Annotated in this window: 15 protein-coding genes; 6 read left to right on the plus strand and 9 right to left on the minus strand. The window is 70.8% G+C overall.

Going from position 1 to position 13,403, the window contains the following annotated elements:
- Positions 1-155 precede the first annotated feature (155 nt).
- Both Q8S40_RS23890 and Q8S40_RS23895 read left to right on the plus strand, forming a co-directional pair.
- Positions 156-1,481: a diguanylate cyclase gene (locus Q8S40_RS23890; protein ID WP_305672412.1), complete on the plus strand. Its 1,326-nt coding sequence runs from the start codon at positions 156-158 to the stop codon at positions 1,479-1,481.
- Positions 1,478-2,638 carry a DUF2336 domain-containing protein gene (locus tag Q8S40_RS23895; protein WP_305672413.1) on the plus strand — a complete coding sequence of 387 codons (1,161 nt, stop codon included), beginning with the start codon at positions 1,478-1,480 and terminating at the stop codon, positions 2,636-2,638. Before Q8S40_RS23890 ends, Q8S40_RS23895 begins: the two co-directional genes overlap by 4 nt.
- A gap of 16 nt (positions 2,639-2,654) precedes the next feature.
- On the opposite strand, the gene argB is transcribed toward Q8S40_RS23895, so the two are convergent.
- From argB to rpmH, 7 genes are all read right to left on the minus strand, one after another.
- Positions 2,655-3,539, minus strand: a complete 885-nt coding sequence (gene argB / locus Q8S40_RS23900; RefSeq protein WP_304807599.1) for an acetylglutamate kinase — start codon at positions 3,537-3,539, stop codon at positions 2,655-2,657.
- A 117-nt stretch (positions 3,540-3,656) separates the two neighbouring features.
- The gene (locus Q8S40_RS23905; protein ID WP_304807601.1) at positions 3,657-3,995 is read right to left on the minus strand and encodes a hypothetical protein; all 339 of its coding nucleotides are present in this window, start codon (positions 3,993-3,995) and stop codon (positions 3,657-3,659) included.
- Positions 3,996-4,096: 101 nt separating this feature from the next.
- A complete protein-coding gene (gene yihA, locus Q8S40_RS23910) occupies positions 4,097-4,741 on the minus strand; it encodes a ribosome biogenesis GTP-binding protein YihA/YsxC (protein WP_371136880.1) in 645 nt (214 codons plus the stop codon).
- A gap of 59 nt (positions 4,742-4,800) precedes the next feature.
- Entirely contained in the window at positions 4,801-6,672 is a 1,872-nt protein-coding gene (yidC, locus tag Q8S40_RS23915; RefSeq protein WP_305672414.1) for a membrane protein insertase YidC, read from the minus strand.
- An 11-nt stretch (positions 6,673-6,683) separates the two neighbouring features.
- Entirely contained in the window at positions 6,684-6,962 is a 279-nt protein-coding gene (yidD, locus tag Q8S40_RS23920) for a membrane protein insertion efficiency factor YidD (protein ID WP_305672415.1), read from the minus strand.
- Complete coding sequence (gene rnpA / locus Q8S40_RS23925) at positions 6,959-7,348, minus strand: ribonuclease P protein component (RefSeq protein ID WP_305672416.1); 390 nt, start codon at positions 7,346-7,348, stop codon at positions 6,959-6,961. Before rnpA ends, yidD begins: the two co-directional genes overlap by 4 nt.
- 24 nt (positions 7,349-7,372) lie before the next feature.
- Positions 7,373-7,507, minus strand: coding sequence for a 50S ribosomal protein L34 (gene rpmH / locus Q8S40_RS23930; RefSeq protein WP_168054392.1), 135 nt, complete (start codon positions 7,505-7,507; stop codon positions 7,373-7,375).
- Positions 7,508-7,728: 221 nt separating this feature from the next.
- Here rpmH and Q8S40_RS23935 point away from each other — a divergent pair, with 221 nt between their 5' ends.
- The 4 genes from Q8S40_RS23935 (at position 7,729) to Q8S40_RS23950 (ending at position 11,824) form a co-directional block, all read left to right on the plus strand.
- Positions 7,729-9,168, plus strand: a complete 1,440-nt coding sequence (locus Q8S40_RS23935) for an NAD(P)/FAD-dependent oxidoreductase (RefSeq protein WP_305672417.1) — start codon at positions 7,729-7,731, stop codon at positions 9,166-9,168.
- 47 nt (positions 9,169-9,215) lie between these two features.
- Complete coding sequence (locus Q8S40_RS23940; protein WP_304809749.1) at positions 9,216-10,010, plus strand: 3-hydroxybutyrate dehydrogenase; 795 nt, start codon at positions 9,216-9,218, stop codon at positions 10,008-10,010.
- A 169-nt stretch (positions 10,011-10,179) separates the two neighbouring features.
- Complete coding sequence (locus Q8S40_RS23945) at positions 10,180-11,292, plus strand: patatin-like phospholipase family protein (RefSeq protein WP_304809750.1); 1,113 nt, start codon at positions 10,180-10,182, stop codon at positions 11,290-11,292.
- Between the two features lie 133 nt (positions 11,293-11,425).
- Entirely contained in the window at positions 11,426-11,824 is a 399-nt protein-coding gene (locus Q8S40_RS23950) for a hypothetical protein (protein WP_304809752.1), read from the plus strand.
- Here Q8S40_RS23950 and Q8S40_RS23955 read toward each other — a convergent pair.
- A complete protein-coding gene (locus tag Q8S40_RS23955) occupies positions 11,803-12,207 on the minus strand; it encodes a DUF3293 domain-containing protein (protein ID WP_305672418.1) in 405 nt (134 codons plus the stop codon). The genes Q8S40_RS23950 and Q8S40_RS23955 overlap by 22 nt on opposite strands.
- Positions 12,204-13,385, minus strand: coding sequence for a class I SAM-dependent rRNA methyltransferase (locus Q8S40_RS23960; RefSeq protein ID WP_305672419.1), 1,182 nt, complete (start codon positions 13,383-13,385; stop codon positions 12,204-12,206). The genes Q8S40_RS23955 and Q8S40_RS23960 overlap by 4 nt, the downstream gene beginning before the upstream one ends.
- Positions 13,386-13,403 lie beyond the last annotated feature (18 nt).

A 13,403-nucleotide genomic window follows, 5' to 3' on the forward strand; every position in this document is an offset into this window, starting at 1 on the left:
TCCTGGCTGGCCGTGTGGCGGTTCTGCTTCGCGCCGGACCATGCATAGGCTGCCACCGCGCTGTCAACGCGCCCCGCCCGCTTCCTGCGGGCGAGCCCCCCGCAAGGCGGTGTTTGCTAACCCCGCCTTCACCGCATCCACCCTACCCTTCGGGCATGGACGGACCGCCCCCGCTTTCGCCCCCCTCGCCCGACCTGCCTCCCGGTCATGCTGCCCGGGAACCGCTGGCCTCGGCCCTGCTCGACAGCCGCGCCCGATGGCGTGACTTCGCCCTTCTCTCGGCGGATCTGCTGTTCGAGACGGATGCCGAGGGCCGCTTCACCTTCCTGGCGCCGGAGACGGTGCTGGGCCACCCGGCGGAATCGCTGATCGGCGCACCGGCCGTCACCCTGTTCGCCGGCCCCGGCCCCGGGGTCTTCGGCATCGGTGCCTTTCGCCGACAGCGCATGACCAAGGCCTGGTTGGAATGCGCCGATGGCAGCACCGCCTGCCTGGAATTCACCCTGCTGCGCCATGGCGAGGGGCTGCGTGGCTCGGCGCGCGATGTCACCGCGGCGGAACGCCGCAGCGAGGTGGTGGCGCGCGCGCTGCGCCGGGCCAATGCGCTGGGCCGGCTGCTGCGCCTCGGCCAGCGGCAGGGCGGCGCCGAAGCGGCGCTGGGCGCCATGCTGGCGGCCCTGCCCGCGGCGCTGAACTGCCAGGGTGCCGCGCTGCTGGTGCCGGAGGGCGAATCCTGGCGGGCGGCGCATGTGGTCAACCACCCGCCGCCGCTGCACCTGTTGCCGCCGCCGGGCACGCTCGCGCCCGGCAGCCTTGCAACCGGCAGCCTTGCGACCGGCAGCCTTGCGGGCACCCCGCACCACGCCGTGGCCTGCACCGAGGCGGGGCCCTGCCTGCTTGCCTGGCGGGACCCGCAGGAACCGCCGCTTGATTCGGATGATCGCGAATTGCTCGCCGCCCTCGCCTTGCCCATGGCGGCCCTGAAGGGAGAGGTTCTGCGGCAGAAGGCGCTGACCGCGGCGGCGGATGGCGACCCGCTGACCGGCCTGCTGAACCGGCGCGGCTTCACCGCGGCGCTGGAGCGCCAGGTGGCGGCCGGCGGCGCGCTGGTGTTCCTCGACCTCGATGGCCTGAAGCCGCTGAATGATCGCCTGGGACATGAGGCCGGGGACGCCGCCTTGCGCGCCATGGGTGCCCGCCTGCGCGCCGCCGCGGCGCGGGAGGATCTGGCGGCGCGTCTGGGCGGCGACGAGTTCTGCCTGTGGCTGCACGGCGCCAGCCAGCTGGAGGCGGAATGCCGCATCGGCACCCTCGGCGCGCCCGGCCCCTTGCCGGAATGGCCGGAAGCCGGCCCGGCCGCGCTGCGCGCCAGCCTGGGCGTCGCCATGGCCCGCAGCGGAGAGCCGGTGGCGGAATTGCTGGCCCGCGCCGATGCCGCCATGTACGCCGCCAAGCGCGCCCTCGGGGATCGCCGGAAGTGACCGACCGACCGGAGGACCTCCACGCCGCCCGGCATGGCGACACGGCCGCCCGCACCGCCGTTGCGCGGGCGCCGCACGCCTCGCCGGAATTGCTGACCTTCCTGGCCGCGGACCCGGCGGCCCAGGTGCGCCAGGCGGTCGCCGCCCATGCCGCGACCCCGCCCGCCGTGGCCCGCCTGCTGGCCGCCGATGCGGATGCGGAGGTGCGCCGGGTGCTGGCCGGGCGCATCGCCGCCCTGGCGCCGGAGCTGGACAGCAAGGCGCGCAGCCGCATGGCCCGGATTTCCGCCGGCACGCTGGCCATGCTGGTCGAGGACACGGCGGTAGAAGTACGAGCGGCGATCGCCGATGCGGTGCGCGACATGCCGGACGCACCGCGGGAGCTGATCCTGCGCCTGGCGCGCGACACCGCCATGCCAGTGGCGGAGCCGGTGATCCGCCTGTCGCCGCTGCTGACCGAGGCCGATCTGCTGGCGCTGATCGCCACCCCCCCGGTGCCCGCCACCCGCCGCGCCGTTGCCCGGCGCCCGGCGCTCAGCGAGACCCTGTCGGACGCCATCGCGCAGACCGCCGACACACCCGCGGTGGCGGCCCTGCTGGCCAACCCCTCCGCCGCGATCCGGGAGGCGACCCTGGACCGCCTGGTGGCCGGTGCCGGCAGCCGGCCGAGCTGGCAGGCGGCCCTGGTGCGGCGCGCCCAGCTTCCGGCCCAGGCGGCCCGCGCCCTGGGGGAGATCGTGACAGACCAGCTGCTCGGCGCGCTGGCGGCACGGACCGATCTGCCGGAAGGCCTGGCCGCCGCGCTGCGCAGCCGGGTCACCGCCAGCCTGGCGGCGGAGGACGCCCAGGATGCGGAGGCGGAGCTGTTCGCCGCCGCCCAGGCCGGTGACCGGGAGGCACTGCTGATCCGCCTGGCAGAGGCCGCCGGGGTCAGCCAGGCGCGGGTGGAGGCGGCGCTGGCGCTACGCAGCGGCCGGGCGATCGCCGGGCTGTGCCACAGCGCCGGATGGTCGGCGACACTGGCGGCCGAGGTCCAGGCGGTGCTGGGCGGCCTCGGCCCGGCCGAGGTGGTCCACCCAACGGCGGAAGGCCGCTGGGCACTGGGGGAGGCGGAGCTGCAATGGCAGGCGGAGTTGCTGGAGGGGCTGCCCGCCTGATGGCGGCAGCATTCCCTCAGGCGCGGATCAGCGTGCCCGCGCCCTGGCCGGTGAACAATTCCAGCAGCACCGCATGCGGCACCCGGCCATCGACGATGACCGCGGCCTTCACGCCGCGTTCCACCGCATAGATGCAGGTCTCGACCTTCGGGATCATGCCGGCGGAAATCCAGCCGGCCTCGATACCGGCCTTGACCTCGGCCACCGTCATCTCCGGGATCAACTGCCCATCCGGGCCGAGCACGCCGCGCACATCGGTCAGCATCAAAAGCCGCTCGGCGCCCAGCGCACCGGCGATGGCACCCGCCACCGTATCCGCGTTGATGTTGTAGGTCTGGCCATCGGCGCCGACGCCGACGGGGGCCACGACCGGAACTATATCGGCGCCGATCAGCAGCTTCAGGACGCGCGGGTCGACATGCTCCGGCTCTCCGACGAAGCCGAGGTCCAGCACCTTCTCGATATGGCTGTCGGGGTCGCGATAAGTGCGGGTCAGCTTGCGCGCCTGGATCAGCCCGCCATCCTTGCCGGAGATGCCGACCGCGATGGCGCCGGCGCGGGTGATGGCGGAGGCGACCTGCTTATTCACCGGCCCGGCCAGGACCATCTCGACCACGTCGAGCATTTCCTCATCCGTCACCCGCAGGCCCTGGACGAAGTTGGACTTCACGCCGAGTCGCTTGAGCATCGCGTTGATCTGCGGGCCGCCGCCATGCACCACCACGGGGTTCACGCCCACCTGCTCCAGCAGCGCGATGTCGCGGCCGAAGCGCAGGGCGGCGTCCTCCTCCCCCATCGCGTGCCCGCCGTACTTCACCACGACGATCTGGTCGTCGTAGCGCTTCAGGAAGGGCAAGGCGCCGGCGAGGATCGCCATCTGGTCGAGCGCGTCATCGGTCATGGCAGGCGTCCCCGGTGCTCGCTCCGGGCCTTTCGCCGCGGGCGGCGCGGTTTGCGGCCAATGGAAGCGAGGGTCAAGCCCGCGGACGGCACACGCCGCCCGCGGAGGCTGCCGGGTTCAGCGCGCCTCGATGCCGCGGCGGGTGGCGATGATCTCGGAGGCCTCGCAGATGTTCACCCGCATCAGCTCCGCCGTCTCCCCATTCGCCCAGACCAGCTTGAAGTCATAGGCGCCGCCCTGGCCGCCCGGGGTGAAGTTCATCTGCCGGCCTGTCGCCAGCACATTCTCGCCCAGCCGGTCGCGGCCCCAGTTGGAGTTGGCGGAGGGCCCGAAATAAAACTCGTTGACCTGCGTGCCGGAGTTGTTGCGCAGCGTGAAGCGCGTGTCGCATTGCGCGGCCGCAGGCGCGGCGGCAGCCGCCAGCAGGACGGCGGCGAGGGCCAGGCGTCGGAACATGAAGGGTAATCCTTGGGCAGGGTCGGCAGCCTGCCCGCCAATCGGGCGCGTGCCGGCCCAACTATGCGGAGGGGTGCGTTAAGCAGGGCTGAAAGCCGCGCTCAGCCCAGCCGCGCGACCGCCGCCAGTTCCGCCCGCAACTCCGCAATACCCTGCCCCGTTTCGCTGCTCGTCACCAGCATCAGGGGGTGCGCCGCCGTTCTTTTTTTAACCAGAGACTCAAGTTCTTTAATGCGCTTTTCCAGCTGCGCCTTCTTCACGTCATCGACCTTGGTGATGCAGATCTGGAAGGCGACCGCGGCATCGGACAGCAGTTCGATCGCGGCGCGGTCGGCGGGCTTGATCTCCACCCGGGCATCCATCAGCAGCAGCACGCGCCGCAGCGTCGGCCGGCCGCGCAGGAAATCGAACATCAGGCCCTGCCAATCCTCCTTCAGCGTCTTGGAGGCCTTGGCGTAGCCATAGCCGGGCATGTCCACCAGCGTGAGCTGGCCCTCGTCACAACGGAAGAAGTTCAGCTGCCGGGTGCGGCCCGGCGTCACGGAAACCCGCGCCAGCGCCTTCTGCCCGGTCAGCGCATTCAGCAGCGAGGATTTGCCCACATTGGACCGGCCGCAGAAGGCCACCTCCGGCCCCGCCAGGGGCGGCAGCTGGTTGATGGCCTGGGAGGCGTAGAAGAAGGTGCAGGGGCGCGCGAACAGCAGGCGCCCGGCCTCGATCAGGCCGGCGCGCTGCTCATCATCCACCGCCTCCGCCAAGCCGCCCGGGGGAAGCTCAATCGGGGTGCCAGAGGGGGTGGTGATGATCACTTCTTGCCCTTCGGTGCCGGCTTGGGGGCGGCGATGGCCGCCGCCGGCTTCGCCGGGGCTGGCGCGGCTGCGGCGCGAGCCTGCCGCTTCTTGTCCGTCCGCATGATGTAGTACTGCTGGGCGATGGAAAGCAGGTTGTTCCAGGTCCAGTAGATCACCAGGCCGGCCGGGAAGCTGGCCAGCATGAAGGTGAAGATCAGCGGCATCCAGGCGAAGATCTTGGCCTGGATGGGGTCCGGCGGCGTCGGGTTCAGCTTGAACTGCAGCCACATCGTGATGCCCATCGCGATGGCCCAGGCCGGCATGTGCAGGAAGCTGGACAATTGCGTCGGGTCGTAGGGCAGGATGCCGAACAGGTTGAACAGGTTGGTCGGATCGGGCGCCGAAAGGTCGCGGATCCAGCCGAAGAACGGCGCGTGCCGCATTTCGATGGTGACGAACAGCACCTTGTACAGCGCGAAGAACACCGGGATCTGCAACAGGATGGGCAGGCAGCCGGATGCCGGGTTCACCTTCTCCGACCGGTACAGCGCCATCATCTCGGCCTGCGCCTTGGCGGGGTCGTCCTTGTAGCGCTCCCGCACCTCCGTCATTTTCGGCGCCAGCACCTTCATGCGGGCCATGGAGGTGTAGGCCTTGCTGGCCAGCGGGAAGAAGGCAAGCTTCAGGCCCAGGGTGAAGACCAGGATCGCCACGCCGAAATTGCCGAAGATGCCGAACAGCCAGTCGATCGCGTAGAAGAACGGCTTGGTGATCCAGTAGAACCAGCCGAAGTCGATCGCCTTGTCGAAACCCTCGATACCCAGGTTGTCGGCGTAGCCATCCAGCAGGCGCACTTCCTTGGCGCCCGCGAACAGCCGCGTGGCGAGGCCCGCGACGGCCCCTGGCGCCACGGTCTGCACCGCCGGCGGCGCCATATCCACCTGCCAGCGATCCTGGCCACCCTCCGCCGAATGGCGATAGGCGGAACGGATCTGGGTTGCCTGGTCCATCGGCGTCAGCGCCGTCAGCCAGTATTTGTCGGTGAAGCCGATCCAGCCGCCGGTGGTCTCCTGCTCCATCGCCGGGCCGCCACGGCGGCGCTCGGCTTCGGATTTGGCGTCGCTGTAGCTCCATTCCGTCAGGCGGCCGCCCAGCACGCCGGTGAAGCCTTCATGCAGGATGAAGAAGCCGGCGGTCGGCGGCGTGCGCTCACGCCGCACGCGGGCCCAGGGCAGCACCTGCACCGGCTCCGCGCTGGCATTGCGGACGCTCTGCTCGGCGGTGAGCATGAAATCTTCGTCGATGCCGAGGCGGATGGTGAATTCCTGGCCCTGGCCATTGTCCCAGCGCAGCGTCAACGGGGTGGTGGGCGTCAGGCTGTTACCGTCCGCGGTCCAGTCCGTATCCGGGCCGGGCACCTGGGTGCGGCCATCGGCGGCGGTCCAGCCCCACTGGGCAAAATAGGGGTTCGCATCGCTGCGCGGCGCCAGCAGGCGCACCAGGGCGCTGTCCGGCCGCACCGTCTCCCGGTAGCCGCGCAGGATGGCGTCATCCAGCCGCGCGCCGCGCAGGCTGATGCTGCCCTGCAGGCGCGGATTCTCCAGGCGGATGCGCTGTTCCGGCGGCAGACCGGGGGTTACCGCGGCCAGGGTGCTGCCGGGGGCGGCGCCCGGCTGGGCCAGCGGCGCGCCACCGGCGGGCACCGGCACCGGCGCCTGCGCGACGGGCACGCCCGGGGCGATGGCGCCGGGTGTCGCGGGGGCCTGGGCGGCGATTTCCGCCTGGCGGCGCTGCTCCGCCTCCCGCTGCGGGCGGTTCCACAGGTCGAACAACAGCAGGATGCCGACCGAAAGGGCGATGGCGGCGAGGAGACGCTTCTGGTCCATGACGGCCTGATTCAGCCTTTCGTCGGTCGCGGGGCGGCCGTATCTGCCGGCCCCGGGACGTTCGGGGAAGTGAGGGGCACCGGGTCGTAGCCACCCGGATGCCAGGGGTTGCAGCGCAATACACGGCGCGCGGTCAACCAGCTACCTCGCAGCGCCCCGTGTTCGGCCACCGCCTCCAGCCCGTATTCGCTGCAATGCGGGTAGAAGCGGCAGTTGCAGCCGATGATCGGCCGCAGGGTGAGCTGGTAGGTGCGGATCGCGCCGCGCAGCAGATGCTGCTGTGGGGTCATGGGACCGACTCCTTGGCCGGGAGCACGCCGCCTGGCGGTTCCTTCGGCGGCAGCACGCCGCCTTGCCGCAGCGCACCGCGCAGGTCGCCCAGCAGGGTGCGGAAGTCGCGCTCGGCCGTCGCTTCCCGGCCGATCATCACCAGGTCGAAGCCCGGCGGTGCATCCTGGCCAAGCAGCAATCGCGCCGCCTCCCGCAGCCGCCTTTTGGCGCGGTTGCGGATGACGGCGTTGCCGACTTTCTTGGTGACGGTGAAGCCGACCCGCAGCGGGCCGTCCGTACCCTTCAGAACCTGCACCACCACACCCGGCCGCGCTGCGCGCAGACCGCGGGATGCCACAAGCTTGAATTCACGGCGAAGCTTCAGACGGGGCGGGCGCGCCGGCATGACACAAGTTTGCCCGCCGCGATCTCAGGCGGAGAGCTTCTTGCGGCCCTTGGACCGGCGATTCGCCAGCACATTCCGCCCGCCGACCGTCGCCGTGCGGGCGCGGAAGCCATGGCGGCGCTTCCGGACGAGCTTCGAGGGCTGATAAGTACGCTTCACGACACACTCCCGCGGGCTCCGGCCCCAGGCGGCCCAGGGGAGTCTCCCTGGCCATTCCTGCACCGGCTGGTATCTAGAGGAAATGCCGGCGGCGGCCCCACAAAACAAGGCCACCCCGGCGAGGCCCGGACGTATAGGGAAGCGCCACCCCTGCCGTCAACCGCGCGGATCAGGCATGAGGGCCGCCACATGCAACGCCTCACCCCGCAGATGGAGCCATGATGCCCGATTTCGACCTTGTGGTGATCGGTGCCGGTGCCGCCGGACTATCCGTCGCCGCCTTCTCCGCGGCCCTTGGCCTCAAGGTGGCACTGGTCGAGCGCGGGCGGATGGGCGGCGATTGCCTGAATTATGGCTGCGTGCCGTCCAAGGCGCTGCTGGCCGCGGCCCACGCCGCCCATGCCGCCCGCCGCGCCCACCGATTCGGCGTGCGCCTGCCCGAGCCGGAGATCGACTGGGCCGCGCTCCGCCGTCACATCCAGGGCGCCATCGCCCATATCGCGCCGATCGACTCGGAGGCCCGCTTCCGCGGCATGGGGGTGGAGGTGATCCGCGCCTCGGCGCATTTCGTGGCGCCGGACATGATCGAGGCCGGCGGCCGCCGCCTGACCTTCCGCCGCTGCGTCATCGCCGCCGGCAGCCAGGCGATCGTGCCGGATATCCCGGGCCTCGGCCCGGTACCCTGGCTGACCAATGAGACGATCTTCGAGCTGGAGGACCCGCCGGGCCACCTGATCATCCTCGGCGGCGGCCCGATCGGGCTGGAGATGGCGCAGGCGCATGCCCGCCTCGGCTGCCTGGTGACGGTGATCGAGGCCGGGCGGATTGCGGGCCGGGACGACCCGGAACTGGCCGATGGGCTGCGCCGCGCCCTGACCCGGGATGGGGTGACGCTGCTGGAGGGCGCGAGGCTCGCCCGCGTGACCTCCGACCGGGCCGAGGATGGCGGGCCGGGGCTTGTGGCGCATCTGGAGGATGGCAGGCAGATCGGCGGCACCCACCTGCTGCTGGCGGTGGGCCGCGCGCCGCGGCTGGCGGGGCTGGATTTGGCGGCCGGCCAGGTGACGGCGACGAAGCTGGGCATCGCCACCGATGCCGGGCTGCGCTCCACCAGCAACCGAAGGGTCTGGGCGGTGGGCGACATCGCGGACCCCGCCGGCATCGGCCCGCGCGCCTTCACCCATGTGGCGTCCCAGCATGCCGGCATCCTAGCGCGGCGCATGCTGTTCCGCCTGCCGGCCAAGGTGGATTATGCCGCCCTGCCGCGCGTCACCTACACGGACCCGGAACTCGCCCAGATCGGCCTGACGGAGGCCGAGGCGCGCGAGGCGGGCCATGAGGTCACCATCCTGCGCTTCCCGGTGGCGGAGACCGACCGCGCCGTGGCGGAGGGGATCGAGGAAGGCCTGGTGAAGCTGGTGGTGACGCCGAAGGGCCGGCTGCTCGGCGCCGGCATCCTGGCGCCGCATGCGGGCGAGATGGCCGGCACCTTCGCTCTGCTGATCGGCCGCAAGCTGCCGCTTTCGGCGCTGGCCGGGCTGGTGCTGCCCTACCCGACCCTGGCCGAGGCGGCGAAGCGGGCGGCGGGGGATTTCTATGCGCCGAAGCTGCTCTCACCACTGGTCAAGCGCGTTGTCGGCTTGCTCAAGCGCCTTCCGTAAGCGAGGCTCGCGCGCAAGATGCTGCAATGCAGAATGAGGGCGCCAACATGACGAAAAAGCTGGAGGGCCGGGTGGCCCTCGTCACCGGATCCACCTCCGGCATCGGCCTGGCCATCGCGCTGGGCTTTGCCCAGTCCGGCGCCAAGGTGATGCTGAACGGCTTCGGCAGCGAGGCCGAGATCGCCCGCGCCCGCGCCAAGGTGGGCGAGGCGATGGGCGTGGCGGAAGCGCCCTATTCCGGCGCCGACATGTCGAAGCCCGAGGAGATCCGCGCCATGGTCAAGGCCTGCGAGGCCGAGCTCGGCGCCTGCGACATCCTGGTGAACAATGCCGGCATCCAGTTCGTCTCCCCGGTCGAGGACTTCCCGGATGACAAGTTCGACCGGATCATCGCCATCAACTTCGCCTCCAACTTCCACGCCATCAAGGCGGCGCTGCCGGGGATGAAGGCGCGGGGCTTCGGGCGGATCGTCAATGTCGCCTCCGCGCACGGTCTGGTCGCCAGCCCCTACAAGACCGCCTATGTCTCGGCCAAGCACGCCGTGGTCGGGCTGACCAAGTCGGTGGCGCTGGAAGTGGCGCGCGGCCCGGTGACCTGCAACGCCATCTGCCCCGGCTTCGTCCGCACCCCGCTGGCCGAAGCCCAGGTGAAGCCGCTGGCCGAGAAGCACGGCGTCACCGAGGACAAGGCGCTGACCGACTTCCTGCTTGACCGCCAGCCGACCAAGCGCTGGGTGGAGGTGGAGGAAGTGGCGGAGATGGCGCTGTTCCTGTGTGGTCCGAACAGCGGCAGCATCAATGGCACCGCGCTGTCCATCGATGGCGGCTGGACCGCTCAATAATGTTCATGCCCTCAAATGGCGGGCGCGGCCTGCGGCCGCTTGCCTTCGCGCCCTGCACTGTTTCGCAAGGTGAAGCGGGCAGTCTGGGCGCGGGCCGCGTTCGCGGCCTCGTTCCGCTTAAGTGCGCGGACCGCCAGCGCTTTTGCGGGCAGGTTTTGAACGGAAACACATGATCGAACACGAATTCCGCTCAGAGGCGGCCGATACGCTGGGCGCCGCCGGGGCCGCGCCCGGCCCCACCCCGCGCGCCGCCCGCACCGCCCCAGCAACCCGCCGCATCAATCTGGCGCTGCAGGGCGGTGGCACCCACGGCGCCTTCACCTGGGGGGTGCTGGAGCGGCTGCTGGAGGAGGAGCGGCTGGAATTCGAGGCCGTCTCCGGCACCTCCGCCGGCGCGATGAACGCGGCCATCTTCGTCCAGGGCCTCTGCCAGGGCGGGCGGGATGGCGCGCGGCAGGCGCTCGACAGCTTCTGGCGCAATGCCGCCGGGCGCATGGCGAACAGCCCGTTGCAGAACACCCCGCTGGAGAAGGCGATCTGGGGCCACGACCTGACCTGGTCCGTCGCCTACCAGACCTTCGAGACGCTGACCCGCGTCATGTCCCCCTACCAGCTCAATCCCACCCCCTTCGAATTCAACCCGCTGCGCCAGGTGCTGGAGGAGGAGATCCACCCGGAGATCCTGCGCCACGGCAAGGGCCCCAAGCTGTTCATCTCCGCCACCTCCGTCCGCACCGGCAAGCCGCGGGTCTTCGCGCGGCATGAGGTGACGGTGGACACGCTGCTCGCCTCCGCCTGCCTGCCGCAATTCTTCAAGGCGGTGGAGATCGATGGCGAGCCGTTCTGGGATGGCGGCTACCTCGGCAACCCGGCGCTCTGGCCGCTGTACGAACAGGGCGGGCCGCCGGATATCGTGCTGGTGCAGCTCAACCCCATCGTGCGGGACGAGCTGCCGACGCGGCCGACGGAAATCGTCAACCGGCTGAACGAGATCAGCTTCAACGCATCCCTGATGGCGGAGATGCGCGCCATCGACTTCGTGCAGCGGCTGCTGGAGGCCGGTCGGCTGGAACAGCCGCGCTACCGCAAGCTGTTCGTCCATTGCATCGAGGACGAGGCCCGGATGCGCGACTTCAAGCTCAGCACCAAGCTGAACGGGGATTGGGAGTTCCTGATGACCCTGAAGCGTTACGGGCGGGAGGCCGCCGGGCTGTGGCTGGAGGCGCATTTCGACAAGCTCGGCCGCGAGAGCAGCGTGGATATCCGCGAACGCTTCCTGTGAAAAAGCCCCGGTGATGACATGCCCCCGGCCGGGGCATCGGCTGCGCCTATCGGCCCGAAAGGGCCTTCGGATTGGAGGTGCGGCGCCCGGAAGCGCTTGATCCGCCCAGCGAAACCAAGCTGGAGATCAGGCCATGAACGATACTGCACCGGGCTATGGGAAGTGGGACCTCGACTTCATCATGCCGGAAGTCCCGGCACAGGGGCGCTGGCGCGGCGGCCCGCTGAACCACCGGCTGCGTGAGGGAAACGAGACCCTGATCTGGCACCCCGGCGATGGCAGCCGGGTGATCTCGGTGCAGGAAGGCGTCCATACCCTGCAGCTCGACGATACCGACCGCACGCTGGAACAGGTACTGGCCGCCATCCGGGTGGAACCGAATTCCGCCGGCAAGCCCCGGCTGCTGCTGGGGGAGATCGGCGTGGCCGGCGTGCGCGGCACCATCGCGCTGGGTGAGGAACAGATCCGCTTCGCCGGGGTGCGGCGCATCGTCATCGGCGGCTACAGCGCCTATCCGGCGCGCGGCGGCTGAACCGCCCAGCGCAGCCGCGCCGGCTGGCGCGGCGCGACGGTGACGATGGCCCATTGCCGGAAGCGCCGCGCCAGCACCGCCAGGCGGCGCGGGTCGCCTTCCAACAGAAGGTGGTGCTCGGCCCAGCCCTTGGCCCGGCCCCAGCCCTCCGCCAGCAGCCGCCCGCGCGCCGACTGGTGCAGGCGGGCCTGCATGCGGTGGTTCCAGCCCTGCGGCATGCGGCGGCTGAGCGGGTTCCAGGCGGTGATGAAGCCGGCCTGAGCCACACCATGCCGCGCCAGCAGCGCATCCACCGCCGCGCTGCGCCGGCCGATGCGTGCCACAGCGCCCGCAGCCTCATAGGCCGTGGCGCGGAAGGCGCGGAGAGGTGGCGCGCGCCTCACGTCAGGTGCAGCAGCAGGCCCTTGAGATAGGCGCTTTCCGGCAGGCCGGGATGCACCGGGTGATCCGGCCCGGCGCCGACGGTGGCGAGCAGCCGCGCCTCCCGCTTCGCCTTGTGCACGCCCCAGCCCACCGCATCGGTGAAATCGCCCGGGGAAACATGGTGCGAGCAGGAGGCGATGAACAATATCCCTTCCTTCGCCACCAGCCCGGCCGCCAGCCGCGCAAGCTTGCCATAGCCGCGCAGCGCCGCCGGCTGGTCCTTGCGGGTCTTGGCGAAAGCGGGCGGGTCCGCCACCACCACATCAAAGCGCCGGCCGCTGGCGGCCATTTTTTCAAGATGTTCCAGCGCCTCCGCCTTCAGGGGGGTGACGCGGTCGGCGAAGCCGGCGAGCCGCGCAGCCTGCATGGCGTGGTCCAGCGCGTGTTCGCTGCGGTCCAGCAGCGTCACCTCCGCCGCGCCCGCCGCCGCCGCGGCCAGGCCGAAGCCGCCAGTATGGCAGAAGGCGTCCAGCATGGTCCGGCCCTGGCACAGACGCGCGACCATGGCGCGATTGGCACGCTGGTCGAAGAACCAGCCGGTCTTCTGGCCGCCCAGCAGATCCACCGGGAAGCTGAGGCCGGATTCCTCAACCGTCGCCGTACCCTCCCCCTGCAAGGCGGTGACGGATTCGGCCAGGCCCTCCAGCTTGCGCACGGCGCTGTCGTTGCGGGCGACCACCAGGCGTGGCGCGAACAGGGCGTTGAGTGCGGCCAGGATATGCGGCGTCGCGGCATCCATGCCGGCGGTATTGGCCTGGATCGCCACCGCATCGCCGTAGCGGTCGATGACCAGGCCGGGCAGGCCATCGGCCTCGGCGTGCACCAGGCGGTAGAAGGGTGCGTCGAACAGGCGCCCTCGCAGGGCCAGGCAGGCCGCGAGGCGCTGCTGGTACCAGGCCGCGTCGATCGCCGCGGCAGGGTCCGCATCCAGGCGGCGGGCGGCGATCAGGCTGTGCGGGTTGAAGTGCCAGACGCCATGCTTCACCCCGTCATCGCCTTCCAGCCGCACCGGGGTGCCGGGCGGGATGGCGCGCAGCGCGGGGGTCATGGCAATCTCGTTGGAGAAGGCCCAGGGGTGGCCCCCCTTCACGCGGCGGTCGCCGCCAGGGGCGAGGCGGATCAACGGATGCTCGGTCATGCCCGGCCTATGCCCCGA

The organism is Falsiroseomonas sp. (genome assembly GCF_030695085.1).
In the GTDB taxonomy this organism is placed as follows: Bacteria; Pseudomonadota; Alphaproteobacteria; order Acetobacterales; family Acetobacteraceae; genus Falsiroseomonas.

What these genes read in the sequence shown, in the direction of transcription:
- Q8S40_RS23960 (WP_305672419.1), bottom strand. Translation starts at nt 13,385, where the DNA reads ATGACCGAGCATCCGTTGATCCGCCTCGCCCCTGGCGGCGACCGCCGC.
- argB (WP_304807599.1), bottom strand. Translation starts at nt 3,539, where the DNA reads ATGACCGATGACGCGCTCGACCAGATGGCGATCCTCGCCGGCGCCTTG.
- Q8S40_RS23935 (WP_305672417.1), top strand. Translation starts at nt 7,729, where the DNA reads ATGCCCGATTTCGACCTTGTGGTGATCGGTGCCGGTGCCGCCGGACTA.
- yidC (WP_305672414.1), bottom strand. Translation starts at nt 6,672, where the DNA reads ATGGACCAGAAGCGTCTCCTCGCCGCCATCGCCCTTTCGGTCGGCATC.
- rnpA (WP_305672416.1), bottom strand. Translation starts at nt 7,348, where the DNA reads ATGCCGGCGCGCCCGCCCCGTCTGAAGCTTCGCCGTGAATTCAAGCTT.
- Q8S40_RS23890 (WP_305672412.1), top strand. Translation starts at nt 156, where the DNA reads ATGGACGGACCGCCCCCGCTTTCGCCCCCCTCGCCCGACCTGCCTCCC.
- Q8S40_RS23950 (WP_304809752.1), top strand. Translation starts at nt 11,426, where the DNA reads ATGAACGATACTGCACCGGGCTATGGGAAGTGGGACCTCGACTTCATC.
- yidD (WP_305672415.1), bottom strand. Translation starts at nt 6,962, where the DNA reads ATGACCCCACAGCAGCATCTGCTGCGCGGCGCGATCCGCACCTACCAG.
- Q8S40_RS23940 (WP_304809749.1), top strand. Translation starts at nt 9,216, where the DNA reads ATGACGAAAAAGCTGGAGGGCCGGGTGGCCCTCGTCACCGGATCCACC.
- Q8S40_RS23945 (WP_304809750.1), top strand. Translation starts at nt 10,180, where the DNA reads ATGATCGAACACGAATTCCGCTCAGAGGCGGCCGATACGCTGGGCGCC.
- Q8S40_RS23905 (WP_304807601.1), bottom strand. Translation starts at nt 3,995, where the DNA reads ATGTTCCGACGCCTGGCCCTCGCCGCCGTCCTGCTGGCGGCTGCCGCC.